At 67.4% G+C, this 16,758-nt stretch carries 13 protein-coding genes; all 13 read left to right on the top strand.

Features of this window, described 5'->3' with window-relative positions; genetic code table 11:
* Window positions 1-439: 439 nt before the first annotated feature.
* The 13 genes from rpoB (at window position 440) to rplB (ending at window position 16,756) form a co-directional block, all read left to right on the top strand.
* Window positions 440-3,880 (top strand): DNA-directed RNA polymerase subunit beta, encoded by a 3,441-nt coding sequence (gene rpoB, locus IT780_RS33560; protein ID WP_199515842.1) that lies wholly within the window; start codon window positions 440-442, stop codon window positions 3,878-3,880.
* 90 nt (window positions 3,881-3,970) lie between these two features.
* The gene (locus tag IT780_RS33555; protein ID WP_199515841.1) at window positions 3,971-7,861 is read left to right on the top strand and encodes a DNA-directed RNA polymerase subunit beta'; all 3,891 of its coding nucleotides are present in this window, start codon (window positions 3,971-3,973) and stop codon (window positions 7,859-7,861) included.
* A gap of 110 nt (window positions 7,862-7,971) precedes the next feature.
* Window positions 7,972-8,286: a hypothetical protein gene (locus tag IT780_RS33550; RefSeq protein ID WP_199515900.1), complete on the top strand. Its 315-nt coding sequence runs from the start codon at window positions 7,972-7,974 to the stop codon at window positions 8,284-8,286.
* Window positions 8,287-8,373: 87 nt separating this feature from the next.
* Window positions 8,374-8,847: a hypothetical protein gene (locus tag IT780_RS33545; RefSeq protein ID WP_307831511.1), complete on the top strand. Its 474-nt coding sequence runs from the start codon at window positions 8,374-8,376 to the stop codon at window positions 8,845-8,847.
* Between the two features lie 393 nt (window positions 8,848-9,240).
* Window positions 9,241-9,615: a 30S ribosomal protein S12 gene (gene rpsL, locus IT780_RS33540; RefSeq protein WP_014440718.1), complete on the top strand. Its 375-nt coding sequence runs from the start codon at window positions 9,241-9,243 to the stop codon at window positions 9,613-9,615.
* A 1-nt stretch (window position 9,616) separates the two neighbouring features.
* On the top strand, window positions 9,617-10,087 hold the full coding sequence (gene rpsG, locus IT780_RS33535; protein ID WP_199515840.1) for a 30S ribosomal protein S7: 471 nt from the start codon (window positions 9,617-9,619) through the stop codon (window positions 10,085-10,087).
* Between the two features lie 109 nt (window positions 10,088-10,196).
* Entirely contained in the window at window positions 10,197-12,293 is a 2,097-nt protein-coding gene (gene fusA, locus IT780_RS33530; RefSeq protein WP_307831510.1) for an elongation factor G, read from the top strand.
* A gap of 119 nt (window positions 12,294-12,412) precedes the next feature.
* Complete coding sequence (tuf, locus tag IT780_RS33525; RefSeq protein ID WP_199515839.1) at window positions 12,413-13,606, top strand: elongation factor Tu; 1,194 nt, start codon at window positions 12,413-12,415, stop codon at window positions 13,604-13,606.
* 376 nt (window positions 13,607-13,982) lie between these two features.
* Window positions 13,983-14,291: a 30S ribosomal protein S10 gene (gene rpsJ / locus IT780_RS33520; RefSeq protein WP_007073037.1), complete on the top strand. Its 309-nt coding sequence runs from the start codon at window positions 13,983-13,985 to the stop codon at window positions 14,289-14,291.
* An 11-nt stretch (window positions 14,292-14,302) separates the two neighbouring features.
* A complete protein-coding gene (gene rplC, locus IT780_RS33515) occupies window positions 14,303-14,956 on the top strand; it encodes a 50S ribosomal protein L3 (protein ID WP_199515838.1) in 654 nt (217 codons plus the stop codon).
* Window positions 14,953-15,603 (top strand): 50S ribosomal protein L4, encoded by a 651-nt coding sequence (rplD, locus tag IT780_RS33510; protein WP_199515837.1) that lies wholly within the window; start codon window positions 14,953-14,955, stop codon window positions 15,601-15,603. The genes rplC and rplD overlap by 4 nt, the downstream gene beginning before the upstream one ends.
* Entirely contained in the window at window positions 15,600-15,902 is a 303-nt protein-coding gene (rplW, locus tag IT780_RS33505) for a 50S ribosomal protein L23 (protein ID WP_199515836.1), read from the top strand. The genes rplD and rplW overlap by 4 nt, the downstream gene beginning before the upstream one ends.
* Window positions 15,903-15,916: 14 nt before the next feature.
* Window positions 15,917-16,756 carry a 50S ribosomal protein L2 gene (gene rplB, locus IT780_RS33500; RefSeq protein ID WP_067495870.1) on the top strand — a complete coding sequence of 280 codons (840 nt, stop codon included), beginning with the start codon at window positions 15,917-15,919 and terminating at the stop codon, window positions 16,754-16,756.
* Window positions 16,757-16,758 lie beyond the last annotated feature (2 nt).

Below are 16,758 nucleotides of genomic sequence, written 5' to 3'. Positions count from 1 at the left end.
AGGTCTCTATGCCGCGTCCGGCGGCCGACGGCACAGGACCGACCCGCGGCGCAACCCTTGACTGTGTGTCCGCTGACAGGCACGCTGACATCAGCAAGTTTCCGCGCTTGCGACAGCCGCCCTGTGGGTATACCTGCTTCTGCCAGGTTCCCCGCAGACCGGCACCCGAGGGAGTTTCGCCGCGTTCCGAGCGGCCCCGCACGAGGCACTGACCGAGAAAGCGCAGGTCAGGGGCCGCGGGGACACGTTCCGCAGGCCCCCTCCGGTGTGGGCTGGACAGCGGTTAGCCGAGCGGCTACACTGCTAGTTTGCGCTGCCTTCTGCCTTGAGCCCTGCAGGAACATCCATCCGGATGATTTCCTGGGGGTTCATTGGAGTGCCCGGCAGTCCGTAGCGCAGACAGCCGCATCAGCAGCACCGGTCCTCGGAAGGACGCATCTTGGCAGCTTCCCGCCCTGCGAAGACCAGCCGTACGTCGAGCGCTTACGCTCCCCGCCGTATCTCGTTCGGCAGGATCACCGAGCAACTTGAGGTCCCCAACCTCCTCGCCCTCCAGACGGAGTCCTTCGACTGGCTGGTAGGCAATGAGGCGTGGCAGGCCCGTTCGACGGACGATCCGCATGCCCAGTCGGGCCTCGCAGAGATCCTCGAAGAGATCAGTCCCATTGAGGACTTCTCCGGCACAATGTCGCTGTCCTTCTCCTCCCCGCGCTTCGACGAGGTCAAGGCCTCGATCGAGGAGTGCAAGGAGAAGGACCTGACCTACTGCGCACCGCTGTTCGTGACCGCGGAGTTCACCAACAACACGACTGGCGAGATCAAGAGCCAGACCGTGTTCATGGGTGACTTCCCGATGATGACCCCCAAGGGGACGTTCGTCATCAACGGCACCGAGCGCGTCGTGGTGAGTCAGCTCGTCCGCTCGCCGGGCGTGTACTTCACGAAGGAGCCGGACAAGACCTCCGACCGTGACCTCTCCAGTGTCAAGGTCATCCCGAGCCGGGGCGCCTGGCTCGAGTTCGACATCGACAAGCGCGACACCGTCGGTGTCCGCATCGACCGTAAGCGCCGGCAGGCCGTCACCGTCCTGCTCAAGGCGATCGGTTGGTCGGCGGACCAGATCCGGGAGCGGTTCGGCTGGTCCGAGCTGCTCATGACGACGCTCGAGAAGGACCACATCGCCGGGCAGGACGAGGCCCTGCTCGACATCTACCGCAAGCTCCGCCCTGGCGAGCCCCCGACGCGGGAGAACGCGCAGACCCTGCTCGACAACCTCTTCTTCAACCCGAAGAGGTACGACGTCGCCAAGGTCGGCCGTTACAAGTTCAACAAGAAGCTCGAGATCGACGTACCGATCGACCGCGGCACCCTCACCGAGGAAGACGTCGTCCGCACCGTGGAGTACCTCTGCCGGCTGCACGCCGGTGAGGAGGGCTACGAGGCCGACGACATCGACCACTTCGGCAACCGGCGCCTGCGTACGGTGGGCGAGCTGATCCAGAACCAGGTCCGCGTCGGCCTGTCCCGCATGGAGCGCGTCGTCCGCGAGCGCATGACCACGCAGGACGTCGAGGCCATCACGCCGCAGACCCTGATCAACATCCGCCCGGTGGTGGCGGCGATCAAGGAGTTCTTCGGCACCTCGCAGCTGTCGCAGTTCATGGACCAGACCAACCCGCTGGCGGGTCTGACCCACCGGCGCCGGCTGAGCGCGCTCGGCCCGGGTGGTCTGTCCCGCGAGCGGGCGGGCTTCGAGGTCCGTGACGTGCACCCGTCCCACTATGGCCGGATGTGCCCGATCGAGACCCCGGAAGGCCCGAACATCGGCCTGATCGGTGCCCTCTCGACGTTCGCGCGGGTGAACCCGTTCGGTTTCGTGGAGACCCCGTACCGCAAGGTGGAGAACGGCCGCGTCACCGACGAGGTCCACTACCTCACCGCGGACGAGGAAGACCGGTTCATCAAGGCGCAGGCGAACGCCGCGCTCTCGAGCGACAACACCTTCGCCGAGGATCGCGTCCTGGTCCGCCGGAAGGGCGGTGAGGTCGACTACGTGCCCGGCACCGACGTCGACTACATGGACGTCTCGCCGCGGCAGATGACCTCGGTCGCCACCGCGATGATCCCGTTCCTCGAGCACGACGACGCCAACCGCGCGCTCATGGGCGCGAACATGCAGCGTCAGGCCGTACCGCTGGTCAAGGCGGAGGCGCCGCTGGTCGGCACCGGCATGGAGTACCGTGCCGCCGTCGACGCCGGCGACGTGGTCGTGGCCGAGGTCGGCGGTGTGGTCGAGGACCTGTGCGCCGACTACGTGACGGTTCACCAGGACGACGGCCACCGCCGCACGTACCTGCTGCACAAGTTCCGTCGCAGCAACGCCGGCTCCTGCGTCAACCAGAAGCCCGTCGTCTTCGAGGGCGACCGGGTCGAGGCCGGCCAGGTCATCGCCGACGGTCCGTGCACCGACGAGGGGGAGATGGCCCTCGGCCGCAACCTGCTCGTCGCGTTCATGTGCTGGGAGGGCCACAACTACGAGGACGCGATCATCCTGTCGCAGCGCCTCGTGCAGCAGGACGTCCTCACCTCGATCCACATCGAGGAGCACGAGGTCGACGCCCGCGACACCAAGCTCGGCCCGGAAGAGATCACCCGCGACATCCCCAACGTCAGCGAGGAAATGCTCGCCGACCTGGACGAGCGCGGCATCATCCGGATCGGTGCCGAGGTCGTGCCCGGCGACATCCTGGTCGGCAAGGTCACGCCCAAGGGCGAGACCGAGCTGACCCCCGAGGAGCGGCTGCTCCGCGCGATCTTCGGTGAGAAGGCGCGCGAGGTGCGCGACACCTCGCTGAAGGTTCCGCACGGCGAGACCGGCACGGTCATCGGCGTACGCACCTTCTCGCGCGAGGACGGCGACGAGCTGCCCCCGGGCGTGAACGAGCTGGTCCGCGTGTACGTCGCCCAGAAGCGCAAGATCCAGGACGGTGACAAGCTCGCCGGCCGGCACGGCAACAAGGGCGTCATCTCGAAGATCCTGCCGATCGAGGACATGCCGTTCCTGGAGGACGGCACCCCGGTCGACATCGTGCTGAACCCGCTCGGTGTGCCCTCGCGTATGAACATCGGCCAGGTCCTGGAGACCCACCTCGGGTGGATCGCCAAGACGGGCTGGGAGGTCGAGGGCGACGACGCCGACTGGAAGCGTCAGCTGCGGGCCATCGAGGCGCACGAGTCCCCCGCGGACTCGAACGTCGCGACCCCGGTCTTCGACGGCGCCCAGGAGGAGGAGATCAAGGGCCTCCTCGAGTCGACGCTCGTCAACCGCGACGGCAACCGGCTGGTCAACGGCGACGGCAAGGCGCAGCTGTTCGACGGCCGCTCCGGCGAGCCGCTGCCGGACCCGATCTCCGTCGGGTACGTGTACATCCTGAAGCTGAACCACCTGGTCGACGACAAGATCCACGCTCGGTCGACCGGCCCGTACTCGATGATCACGCAGCAGCCGCTGGGTGGTAAGGCGCAGTTCGGTGGCCAGCGGTTCGGCGAGATGGAGTGCTGGGCGATGCAGGCCTACGGCGCGGCGTACGCGCTGCAGGAGCTGCTCACCATCAAGTCCGACGACGTCCTTGGCCGCGTGAAGGTCTACGAGGCCATCGTCAAGGGCGAGAACATCCCGGAGCCGGGAATCCCGGAGTCGTTCAAGGTGCTGCTCAAGGAGCTGCAGTCGCTGTGCCTCAACGTCGAGGTGCTCTCCAGCGACGGCGTGGCCCTGGAGATGCGCGAGACCGACGACGAGGTCTTCCGGGCCGCGGAAGAACTCGGCATCGACCTGTCCCGCCGCCCGAACGAGGGCGTCAGCAGCGTCGAAGAGATCTGACGGAGGGTGTCCCCGGCGGTCTGAAACCACCGGGGACACCCCCGCCGGCCTGGAATTTATCCGAGCAACGAAACACGAGGGATAGTCCAAGTGCTCGACGTCAACTTCTTCGACGAGTTGCGCATCGGCCTGGCGACCGCGGACGACATCCGTCAGTGGTCGCACGGCGAGGTCAAGAAGCCCGAGACGATCAACTACCGCACGCTCAAGCCCGAGAAGGACGGACTCTTCTGCGAGAAGATCTTCGGTCCTCAGCGGGACTGGGAGTGCTACTGCGGCAAGTACAAGCGGGTCCGGTTCAAGGGCATCATCTGTGAGCGCTGCGGCGTCGAGGTGACCCGGTCCAAGGTCCGCCGTGAGCGCATGGGTCACATCGAGCTGGCCGCGTCGGTCACGCACATCTGGTACTTCAAGGGTGTGCCGAGCCGGCTGGGCTACCTGCTCGACCTGGCGCCCAAGGACCTCGAGAAGATCATCTACTTCGCCTCGTACGTGATCACGAGCGTGGACGCCGAGGCGCGTCACCGCGACATGTCCACCATCGAGAACGAGATCTTCGCCGAGAAGCGTCAGTCGGAGAACGGCCGCGACTCGGAGATCGAGAAGCGGGCCGCCAAGCTGGAGCAGGACCTCGCCGAGCTCGAGGCCGAGGGTGCCAAGGCCGACGTGCGCCGCAAGGTCAAGGAGGCCGGCGAGCGCGAGATGCGCCAGATCCGTGACAAGGCGCAGCGCGAGATCGACCGGCTCGACGAGGTGCTCGACACCTTCCGCAAGCTCGACTCCAAGCAGCTGGTCACCGACGAGCTGCTCTACCGCGAGCTGCGGGACCGCTTCGGTGAGTACTTCACCGGTGGCATGGGTGCCGAGGCCATCAAGGCGCTGCTCGAGAACATGGACCTGGACGCCGAGGCCGAGAACCTGCGGGAGATCATCCGTACGGGCAAGGGCCAGCGGAAGATCCGGGCGCTCAAGCGGCTCAAGGTCGTCGCCGCGTTCCTGAACACCCGCAACTCGCCGCTGGGCATGGTGCTGGACTGCGTACCGGTCATCCCGCCGGACCTGCGCCCGATGGTGCAGCTCGACGGTGGCCGCTTCGCCACCAGCGACCTGAACGACCTGTACCGCCGGGTCATCAACCGCAACAATCGGCTCAAGCGCCTGATCGACCTGGGCGCGCCCGAGATCATCGTCAACAACGAGAAGCGGATGCTGCAGGAGGCCGTCGACGCGCTGTTCGACAACGGCCGCCGCGGCCGGCCGGTCACCGGCCCGGGTAACCGCCCGCTGAAGTCGCTGTCCGACATGCTCAAGGGCAAGCAGGGCCGGTTCCGGCAGAACCTGCTGGGCAAGCGCGTCGACTACTCCGGTCGTTCCGTCATCGTCGTCGGCCCTCGGCTGAAGCTGCACCAGTGCGGCCTGCCGAAGCAGATGGCGCTGGAGCTGTTCAAGCCGTTCGTGATGAAGCGCCTGGTGGACCTGAACCACGCGCAGAACATCAAGTCGGCCAAGCGCATGGTCGAGCGGCAGCGCCCGGTCGTGTGGGACGTCCTCGAAGAGGTCATCAGCGAGCACCCGGTGCTGCTGAACCGCGCGCCGACGCTGCACCGCCTGGGCATCCAGGCCTTCGAGCCGCAGCTGGTCGAGGGCAAGGCGATCCAGATCCACCCGCTCGTCTGTACGGCGTTCAACGCCGACTTCGACGGTGACCAGATGGCGGTGCACGTGCCGCTGTCGGCCGAGGCCCAGGCCGAGGCCCGGATCCTGATGCTCTCGTCGAACAACATCCTCAAGCCCGCCGACGGCAAGCCGGTCACCATGCCTACCCAGGACATGGTCATCGGGCTCTACTACCTGACGCACTACACCAAGGGTGCGAAGGGTGAGGGCCGGACGTTCAGCTCGGACGCCGAGGCCCGGATGGCGTTCGACAACGGCGAGCTGCACCTGCAGGCGCTCGTGAAGATCCGCCTGCCCGAGGTGCTCGAGGTCGACAACGGCGCCGGCCAGGCCGCGTGGGAGCGGCCGGAAGGCTGGGAGTCGGGCGACAAGCTGGTCGTGGAGACCACCCTGGGACGGGTGCTCTTCAACGAGACGCTGCCGCCGGGCTACCGCTACGTCAACTACGAGATCCGCAAGGGTCAGCTCTCCGCGATCGTCAACGACCTCGCCGAGCGCTTCCCCAAGGTCGCCCTGGCCGCGACCCTGGACGCGCTCAAGGAGGCCGGCTTCCACTGGGCCACCTGGTCCGGTGTGACGATCGGCATGGGCGACGTCATCGGTCCCCCGCGCAAGCCGGAGATCATCGCCCGCTACCAGGGCGAGGCGGACCGCATCGACAAGCAGTACCAGCGGGGTCTGATGACCGCCGAGGAACGTCGCGGCGAGCTCATCGACATCTGGACCAACGCGACCAAGGACATCTCGAAGGAGATGGAGACGGCGCTGCCGCAGGAGAACCCGCTCTGGGTCATGATCAACTCCGGCGCCCGCGGTAACCTCCTCCAGCTCCGGCAGATCGCCGCGATCCGTGGTCTGGTGGCCAACCCCAAGGGCGAGATCATCCCGCGGCCGATCACGTCGTCGTACCGCGAGGGTCTGACCGTGCTGGAGTACTTCATCTCCACGCACGGTGCCCGTAAGGGTCTGGCCGACACCGCGCTGCGTACCGCCGACTCGGGTTACCTGACCCGGCGCCTGGTGGACGTCTCGCAGGACGTCATCATCCGCGAGGAGGACTGCGGCACCGACCGCGCGATCCCGATGCAGGTGGGCGAGCGGGAGCCGGACGGCACCCTGGTCGTGCACACGCACGCGGAGACCGGCGTGCACGCCCGCACGCTGGCGGACGACATCACGGGCCCGGACGGCAGCCTCGTCGTCTCCCGTGGCGACGACCTCAACTCGATCCTGGTGGACAAGCTCGTCGCCGCCGGGGTGGAGAACGTCCGGGTGCGCAGCGTCCTGACGTGCGAGTCGAAGCTGGGCGTCTGCGCGGCCTGCTACGGCCGGTCGCTGCCGACCGGCAAGTCGGTCGACATCGGCGAGGCGGTCGGCATCATCGCCGCCCAGTCCATCGGTGAGCCGGGTACGCAGCTGACGATGCGTACCTTCCACACCGGTGGTGTCGCGGGTGAGGACATCACCCAGGGTCTGCCGCGTGTGCAGGAGATCTTCGAGGCCCGCGTACCCAAGGGCAAGGCGCCCATCGCCGACACCCCGGGCCGCGTGCGGATCGAGGACGGCGAGCGCTCGCGGAAGATCATCGTGGTGCCGGACGACGGCAGCGACGAGATCGTGTACGACAAGATCTCGAAGCGCGTCAAGCTGCGGTTCCACGACGGCGACCACGTCGGCGTCGGCGAGAAGCTCACCGAGGGCACCATCGATCCGCACGAGCTGCTGCGCATCATGGGTCCGCGGGCGGTGCAGGTCCACCTGACCCAGGAGGTCCAGGAGGTCTACCGCTCGCAGGGTGTGCTCATCCACGACAAGCACATCGAGATCATCATCCGCCAGATGCTCAAGCGGGTGACGGTCATCGACAGCGGCGCCTCGGAGTTCCTCCCGGGTGTGCTGGTCGACCGTGCGCTGTTCGAGTCGGAGAACCGCCGGCTCGTCAGCGAGGGTGGCGAGCCCGCCGCCGGTCGTCCGGTGCTCATGGGTATCACCAAGGCCTCGCTGGCGACCGACTCCTGGCTCTCGGCGGCCTCCTTCCAGGAGACCACCCGGGTGCTCACCGACGCGGCGATCAACTCGCGCAGCGACTCGCTCGTCGGCCTCAAGGAGAACGTCATCATCGGTAAGCTCATCCCGGCCGGTACGGGCATCAGCAAGTACCGCAACATCCGGGTCGAGCCGACCGAGGAGGCCAAGGCCAAGGTGTACTCGATGACCGGGTACCCCGAGACCGACTACGGCTTCGGGCCGGCCAGCGGCCAGGCCGTACCGCTGGACGACTTCGACTTCGGGTCGTACCGCTGACGGTCTGCTTCATCGCCAGGGCGCTCGCGCATCGCGCGGGCGCCCTGCGCCGTTTCTAGAATGGAGTCGTGACGCTCCCCGCCGCCAGCAGCGCGCCCACCCGCCATCCGATGGATCCGGAGCCGGCGCCGTCCACCAAGGCCCGCGCCGTCTTCGCGCTCGGGCTGGTGGCGTTCCTGACCGGTGCGTTCGTGGGAGGCGTGATTCCCGCCACGGTCGCGTTGCTGCTCGCCCGTCAGGTGAGCCGCGAGCAGTACGCCGCAGCCGGCTACCTGACCGGCGGCAAGTGGGTGCGCCGCGGCCGGTGGCTGGCCTGGGCGGGCATCGTCCTCGCGCTGACCGCCCTGGTCGTCGCCACCATCGCCGGCCTGCTGCACCTGGCAGCCGCCCCGGGCGGCCAGGACTTCGACTCCTCGACCGACTGATCCCCGGCGCGGGGCCCTCGGGCTGCGGCGGACCTCCATCGGGTGACATGCTCGACGTTCAGGCGTACGCGGCGAGAGGGACGGTCCGTGACACAGCAGCCAGGTTCGTGGCCGGGACAGCCGCAGCCGCCGGCCGTGATGCTCCCCAGGCCGGGGGAGGCGTGGACCCCGGAGCGGGTCGAGCCGGTCCCGGGCACGCAGTTCGGCCTGGTCCAGCTGCGTGTTGCGCCGATCACGTCCGGGCAGGCCATCGGCTCGCTCATCGCCGGCATCGCCTCCATCCTGGTCGCCACCCTCGTGCTGTGCTTCGGCGTCGCCGGCTCGGCCCAGGGCTGGGGAGGCATCGTGGCGGGAGCCTTCGCGCTCCTGGGCGGGCTGGCGGGCGGTGGCGCGATCGCGGTCGGGCTGATCGCCCAACGCCAGATCAAGCGCTCCGGCCAGGCGGGCCGCGTACGTTTCACCGGCCGCGGCGTGGCCATCGCGGGTATCTCGTGCGGTGGTGCCGGCGTGGGAATCGCGGCGCTCACGCTGCTGTTGGTATGGGTGTTGCAGTCGTCGTGATGCCGTGTGGTGCGGGAAACGGGCACCTCGGCTTTGTCGCGCCGGAGCACCCGGTACACTTGGTATGCGGAGATGTCCATCGTCAGGCTGGCTGGTCAAACGGCGTTCGTTTTGACCTGCGTGCCTGTGGTGGGTACTCTTTCCCCTCGTGCCCGGGCTAGCCCGGGCAACTCGTGCGTGCGCCCGAGTCTGTAAGTGATGACGGGGCGAGCACGACGGGCTGAAGCCCGACAAAGACAAGACTCGTTGCACGCGAGAGCGTGCGGCGGGACCGTGAGCCGGACGACACGCCCGACCGCGGGTGCGGGCCAACCCTCCGGATGGCTTGCACATAAGGCAGAAACGAAGACGGTGCGGCCGCTGAAGGGCGGCCGAAGGGAGCGGAGAAACCCGGTGCCCACGATCCAGCAGCTGGTCCGAAAGGGCCGCCAGGCGAAGACGAGTAAGACCAAGACGCCGGCGCTGAAGGGAAGTCCTCAGCGGCGCGGCGTGTGCACGCGCGTGTACACCACCACCCCCAAGAAGCCCAACTCTGCGCTGCGCAAGGTCGCTCGTGTGAAGCTGAGCAGCCAGATCGAGGTGACGGCGTACATCCCGGGCGTCGGCCACAACCTGCAGGAGCACTCGATCGTGCTCGTGCGCGGCGGCCGTGTGAAGGACCTCCCGGGCGTCCGCTACAAGATCGTCCGCGGTTCGCTGGACACCCAGGGTGTCCGCAACCGCAAGCAGGCCCGCAGCCGTTACGGCGCGAAGAAGGAGAAGAGCTGACATGCCGCGTAAGGGCCCCGCTCCGCGCCACCCGGTGGTTCCGGACCCGGTATACAACTCCCCGCTGGTCACCCAGCTGGTGAACAAGATCCTGATCGGCGGCAAGCGTCAGCTCGCCGAGCGGATCGTCTACGGCGCCCTCGAGGGCTGCCGTGAGAAGAGCGGCACCGACCCCGTGGTGACCCTCAAGCGAGCGATGGACAACGTCAAGCCGACCCTCGAGGTCCGCAGCCGCCGTGTCGGTGGCGCGACCTACCAGGTTCCGGTCGAGGTCCGTACGCCGCGTCAGACCACCCTCGGTCTGCGCTGGCTGGTCCAGTACTCCAAGGCCCGCCGCGAGAAGACCATGATCGAGCGGCTGCAGAACGAGCTGCTCGACGCCAGCAACGGCCTCGGCGCCGCCGTCAAGCGGCGTGAGGACACCCACAAGATGGCGGAGTCCAACAAGGCCTTCGCGCACTACCGCTGGTAAGACCCCCGTTGCCGGCCCGGTACCCACCGGGCCGGGACGCCGGTCGCTCCGGTTCTCCGCGACATCCCGCGGAACACAGTCGATACGACGACGAAGAGTAGGGATTGCAGTGGCTGCCGCAGACGCGCTCGCCAAGGTACGCAACATCGGCATCATGGCGCACATCGACGCTGGTAAGACCACGACGACCGAGCGCATCCTGTTCTACACCGGCATCACGTACAAGATCGGTGAAGTCCACGAGGGCGCGGCCGTCATGGACTGGATGGAGCAGGAACAGGAACGCGGCATCACCATCACCTCCGCCGCCACGAAGTGCGAGTGGAAGGGCTACACGATCCAGATCATCGACACGCCCGGCCACGTCGACTTCACGGTCGAGGTCGAGCGGTCGCTGCGCGTGCTCGACGGTGCGGTCGCCGTCTACGACGGTGTCGCCGGCGTGGAGCCGCAGACCGAGAACGTCTGGCGTCAGGCGGACAAGTACCACGTCCCCCGGATGTGCTTCGTCAACAAGCTCGACCGGACCGGCGCGGACTTCTTCCGCTGCGTGCAGATGATGATCGACCGGCTGAACGCCACGCCGCTCGTCCTGCAGATCCCGATCGGTCTCGAAGGAGACCACATCGGCGTCGTCGACCTGATCGGCATGCGCGCGCTCACCTGGCGCGGCGAGACCGCCAAGGGCGAGGACTACGCGGTCGAGGAGATCCCGGCCGACCTGCTCGACTCCGCGACCGAGTGGCGCGAGAAGCTCATCGAGACCCTGGCCGACGTCGACGACGCGGTCATGGAGAAGTACCTCGAGGGCGAGGAGCTGTCGCAGGACGAGATCAAGGCCGCCATCCGGCGCGCCACGATCGCCAGCAAGGCCAACCCGGTGCTGTGCGGCTCGGCGTTCAAGAACAAGGGCGTGCAGCCCATGCTCGACGCCGTGGTCGACTTCCTGCCGTCGCCGCTGGACATCCCGGCCATCGAGGGCACCGCGACGGACGGCGAGACGCCGCTGCAGCGCAAGCCCTCCAACGACGAGCCCTTCTCGGCCCTGGCCTTCAAGATCCAGACCGACAAGCACCTCGGCAAGCTCACGTACGTGCGGGTCTACTCCGGCACGCTCGAGTCCGGTTCCCAGGTGGTCAACTCCACCAAGGACCGCAAGGAGCGGATCGGCAAGATCTACCAGATGCACGCGAACAAGCGTGAGGAGCGCGCCACCGCGCAGGCCGGCGACATCATCGCCGTCCAGGGTCTGAAGCAGACCACCACCGGTGACACGCTCAGCGACCCGGCCAACCCGGTCATCCTGGAGTCGATGACCTTCCCGGAGCCGGTCATCCAGGTCGCCATCGAGCCGAAGACCAAGTCGGACCAGGAGAAGCTGGGCACCGCGATCCAGCGCCTGGCCGAGGAGGACCCGACCTTCCGCGTCTTCAACGACGAGGAGACCGGCCAGACGATCATCGCCGGCATGGGCGAGCTCCACCTGGACATCCTGGTGGACCGCATGCGCCGCGAGTTCAACGTCGAGGCCAACATCGGTAAGCCGCAGGTGGCCTACCGTGAGACGATCCGCGGCACCGTGGAGAAGCTCACGTTCGTCCACAAGAAGCAGACCGGTGGTTCGGGCCAGTACGCGAAGGTCGTCGTCACCGTCGAGCCGCTGTCGCTCGGAGCGGACGGTCCCACATACGAGTTCGTCAACGCGGTGACCGGCGGTCGTATCCCCAAGGAGTTCATCCCCTCGGTGGACGCGGGCGCGCAGGACTCCCTCCAGTACGGCGTCCTCGCCGGGTACCCGCTGGTCGGCGTCAAGTTCACGCTGGTCGACGGTCAGTACCACGAGGTCGACTCGTCCGAGATGGCGTTCAAGATCGCCGGCTCCATGGCGATGAAGGAAGCGGCCCGCAAGGCTGACCCCGCGCTGCTCGAGCCGATGATGTCCGTCGAGGTGACCACGCCCGAGGACAACATGGGCGACGTCATCGGCGACCTCAACTCCCGCCGTGGCATCATCCAGTCGATGGAGGAGCGCTCCGGCGCCCGAGTCGTCAAGGCGCTGGTGCCGCTGTCGGAGATGTTCGGCTACGTCGGCGACCTGCGGTCGAAGACTGCCGGCCGGGCGAGCTACAGCATGCAGTTCGACTCCTACGCCGAGGTGCCGCAGGGCGTGGCGAAGGAGATCATCGCTAAGGCCACCGGCGCCTGATGCGTTGAGGCGCGTGCGGTCCGTCGAGGACCGCACGCGCACAAGCAGTCGACAGAGTCCTAATCGCCTTATCGGCGTGCCGGGCGAGAAAAGAAACCACAGTCCACAGGAGGACACCAGTGGCGAAGGCGAAGTTCGAGCGGACTAAGCCGCACGTCAACATCGGCACCATTGGTCACATCGACCACGGTAAGACGACGCTGACTGCGGCCATCACGAAGGTCCTGCACGACGAATACCCGGACCTGAACCCGTACACCCCGTTCGACGAGATCGACAAGGCGCCGGAGGAGAAGGCCCGCGGCATCACGATCTCGATCGCGCACGTCGAGTACCAGACCGCGGCGCGGCACTACGCGCACGTGGACTGCCCCGGCCACGCCGACTACATCAAGAACATGATCACCGGTGCCGCGCAGATGGACGGCGCGATCCTGGTGGTGGCGGCGACCGACGGCCCGATGCCGCAGACCAAGGAGCACGTGCTCCTGGCCCGCCAGGTCGGCGTTCCGTACATCGTCGTCGCGCTGAACAAGAGCGACATGGTCGAGGACGAGGAGCTCCTGGAGCTCGTCGAGCTCGAGGTCCGCGAGCTGCTGAGCACCTACGAGTTCCCGGGCGACGACGTTCCCGTCGTGCGCGTCTCGGCGCTCAAGGCGCTCGAGGGCGACGCGGAGTGGACCGGCAAGCTCATGGAGCTGATGAACGCGGTCGACACCGCGATCCCGCAGCCCGAGCGTGAGACCGACAAGCCGTTCCTCATGCCGATCGAGGACGTCTTCACGATCACCGGTCGTGGCACGGTCGTCACCGGTCGCGCCGAGCGTGGCATCCTCAAGCCGAACGAGGAGGTCGAGATCGTCGGCATCCGCGAGAAGTCGACGAAGACCGTCTGCACCGGCATCGAGATGTTCCGCAAGCTGCTCGACGAGGCCCGCGCGGGCGAGAACGTCGGCCTCCTGCTGCGTGGTATCAAGCGCGAGGACGTCGAGCGCGGCATGGTCGTCGTGAAGCCCGGCACCAGCACTCCGCACACGGAGTTCGAGGGCCAGGTCTACATCCTCTCGAAGGAGGAGGGCGGCCGTCACACGCCGTTCTTCCAGAACTACCGCCCGCAGTTCTACTTCCGCACCACGGACGTCACCGGCGTCGTCACGCTGCCCGAGGGCACCGAGATGGTCATGCCGGGCGACTCCACCACCATGTCGGTCAAGCTGATCCAGCCGATCGCCATGGAGCAGGGCCTGAAGTTCGCGATCCGCGAGGGTGGCCGCACCGTCGGCGCCGGAACGGTCACGAAGATCAACGTCTGACCGAGGACGTTCACCACGGTGAACAACCCCTCAATGGTGACCCCGATTAGCGTTGCCGCTTTCGATGCGGCATACTAGTCAGGTTGCGTCCGCGCAGGGTGGTTGGCTGCCTTTGCTGTTCTGGCAGCCAACCACCCTCGCCCGGTGTCCGGCGTGTGTTAGAGCCGCCGGCCGCCCCGATCCCGACGGATGGGGTAGTCCTCCGGGAGCTGCTCCACGGGCATGATCGCTCCAGATCCTTGGGGCGGAGCCTGGTTCCAGAGCGCGACACGCCCGACCGCGGGGGTCGGACAACGCAGGATCAACGGTCCTGCGGGCATGCGAGGGCCACCGCCTTCGCACGTAGCGGCATCGAGAGAAGGAAACAGAAGCCACCATGGCGGGACAGAAGATCCGCATCCGGCTCAAGGCCTATGACCACGAGGTCGTCGACTCCTCGGCGCGGAAGATCGTCGAGACGGTGACGCGGACCGGGGCGCAGGTTGCTGGCCCGGTGCCGCTGCCCACGGAGATCAACCGTTTCTGCGTGATCCGTTCGCCGCACAAGTACAAGGACTCGCGCGAGCACTTCGAGATGCGCACGCACAAGCGTCTGATCGACATCATCGACCCGACTCCGAAGACGGTCGACTCGCTCATGCGCCTCGACCTGCCGGCTGGCGTCGACATCGAGATCAAGCTGTAGGGATCCGGACAATGGACAGGCAAGTGAAGGGCATCCTGGGCGCCAAGCTCGGCATGACCCAGGTCTGGGACAACAACAAGGTCGTCCCGGTAACCGTGGTGCAGGCCGGCCCGTGCGTCGTGACCCAGGTCCGCAGCGCCGAGACGGACGGCTACGCCGCCGTGCAGCTGGCGTACGGCCAGATCGACCCGCGCAAGGTGAACAAGCCGGAGAGCGGCCACTTCGCCAAGGCCAGCGTGTCGCCGCGCCGCCACATCGTCGAGCTGCGGACCACCGACGCCGGTGAGTACGAGCTCGGCCAGGAGGTCACCGTCGAGGCGTTCGCGGTCGGTACGCCGATCGACGTCACCGGTAAGACCAAGGGCAAGGGCTACGCCGGCGTCATGAAGCGGCACGGCTTCCACGGCCTCAAGTCGAGCCACGGTGTCGAGCGCAAGCACCGCTCGCCGGGCTCGATCGGCGCCTGCGCGACCCCCGCGCGTGTCTTCAAGGGCACCCGGATGGCCGGCCGCATGGGTAGCAAGCGCTTCACCGTGCAGAACCTCACGGTGCAGGCCGTCGACACCGACAACAACCTGCTGCTGATCAAGGGTGCCGTTCCCGGCCCCAAGGGCGCGCTGATCCTGGTCCGTACGGCGGCGAAGAAGAAGGGTGGTGCCAAGTGAGCTCGGTTGACGTGATCAACGCCGAGGGCACGAAGGCCGGCTCCGTCGAGCTGCCCGACGACATCTTCGACGTGCAGGCGAACATCCCGCTGATGCACCAGGTCGTCGTCGCCCAGCTCGCGGCCGCGCGGCAGGGTACGCACAAGGCGAAGACCCGCGGTGAGGTCGCCGGCGGCGGCAAGAAGCCGTACAAGCAGAAGGGCACCGGCCGCGCCCGTCAGGGCTCGATCCGCGCCCCGCAGTTCACCGGTGGTGGCGTCGTGCACGGTCCCGTGCCGCGCGACTACAGCCAGCGGACCCCGAAGAAGATGAAGGCTGCCGCTCTGCGTGGCGCCCTCTCCGACCGGGCCCGCGAAGGCCGCGTGCACGTGGTGGAGGCGTTCGTCGCCGGCGAGAAGCCGTCCACGAAGGCCGCCATCGCCACGCTGCGCAAGGCGACCGAGTCGACCAAGGTCCTGGTTGTCCTGGGCAGCTACGACGAGAAGAACTGGCTGTCGCTGCGTAACGAGGCGACCGTGCACCTCATCGAGGCCGGTCAGCTCAACACGTACGACGTGCTTGTCGCGGACGAGGTCGTCTTCACCAAGGAAGCGCTCGAGGAGTTCCTCGGCGTTCCGGCTGAGACCTCCGAGGAGGGGAACAAGTGAGCACGATCGCCGACCCGCGCGACATCATCGTCGCGCCCGTGGTCTCCGAGAAGAGCTACAGCGTTCTCGACCAGAACTGGTACACGTTCCTCGTCCACCCGGACGCGAACAAGACCCAGATCAAGATCGCGATCCAGCAGATCTTCGACGTCCGCGTGCTGACGGTGAACACCGCGAACCGCGAGGGCAAGCGCAAGCGCACCCGCACCGGCTTCGGGCAGCGCAAGGCGACCAAGCGCGCCATGGTGAAGCTGGCTGACGGTGACCGTATCGAGGCCTTCGGCGGCCCGGTCAGCTAAGGGGTTTGTGAATCATGGCTATCCGTAAGTACAAGCCGACCACGCCGGGCCGTCGCGGCTCCAGCGTCGCCGACTTCGCTGAGATCACCCGGTCGACGCCGGAGAAGTCTCTGCTGGTTCCGCTGCCCAAGAAGGGTGGCCGCAACGTCCACGGTCGCATCACCACGCGGCACCAGGGCGGCGGTCACAAGCGGCAGTACCGGCTGATCGACTTCCGGCGCAACGACAAGGACGGCGTGCCGGCCAAGGTCGCTCACATCGAGTACGACCCCAACCGCACTTCGCGTATCGCACTCCTGCACTACGCCGACGGCGAGAAGCGCTACATCCTCGCGCCGAAGGACCTCAAGCAGGGTGACCGCGTCGAGTCGGGCGTGGGCGCGGACATCAAGCCGGGCAACAACCTGCCCCTGCGCAACATCCCGGTCGGTACGACGGTCCACGGTGTGGAGCTTCGTCCCGGCGGTGGCGCCAAGCTGGCTCGTTCGGCCGGCGTCGGCATCCAGCTCCTGGGCCGTGAGGGCGCGTACGCCACGCTGCGTATGCCCTCCGGTGAGATCCGTCGCGTCGACATCCGGTGCCGCGCGACCGTCGGCGAGATCGGCAACGCCGAGCAGTCGAACATCAACTGGGGCAAGGCCGGCCGCATGCGGTGGAAGGGCAAGCGCCCGACCGTCCGTGGTGTCGCCATGAACCCGATCGACCACCCGCACGGTGGTGGTGAGGGTAAGACCTCCGGTGGTCGCCACCCGGTCAACCCGGCTGGTAAGCCCGAGGGCCGTACCCGCCGCAAGGGCCAGGAGAGCGACAAGCTGATCGTTCGCCGCCGCTACGCCACCCGCAAGCGCGGGTAACG

It is taken from the genome of Nucisporomicrobium flavum (assembly GCF_016464385.1).
Classification (GTDB): domain Bacteria; phylum Actinomycetota; class Actinomycetes; order Mycobacteriales; family Micromonosporaceae; genus Actinoplanes; species Actinoplanes flavus_A.
This window is presented reverse-complemented; position numbering and strand designations above follow the sequence as displayed.

Coding starts and splice junctions, on each gene's coding strand:
- IT780_RS33550 (WP_199515900.1), top strand. CDS start 7,972: ATGGATCCGGAGCCGGCGCCGTCCACCAAGGCCCGCGCCGTCTTCGCG.
- rpsG (WP_199515840.1), top strand. CDS start 9,617: ATGCCGCGTAAGGGCCCCGCTCCGCGCCACCCGGTGGTTCCGGACCCG.
- rpsJ (WP_007073037.1), top strand. CDS start 13,983: ATGGCGGGACAGAAGATCCGCATCCGGCTCAAGGCCTATGACCACGAG.
- rplC (WP_199515838.1), top strand. CDS start 14,303: ATGGACAGGCAAGTGAAGGGCATCCTGGGCGCCAAGCTCGGCATGACC.
- rplB (WP_067495870.1), top strand. CDS start 15,917: ATGGCTATCCGTAAGTACAAGCCGACCACGCCGGGCCGTCGCGGCTCC.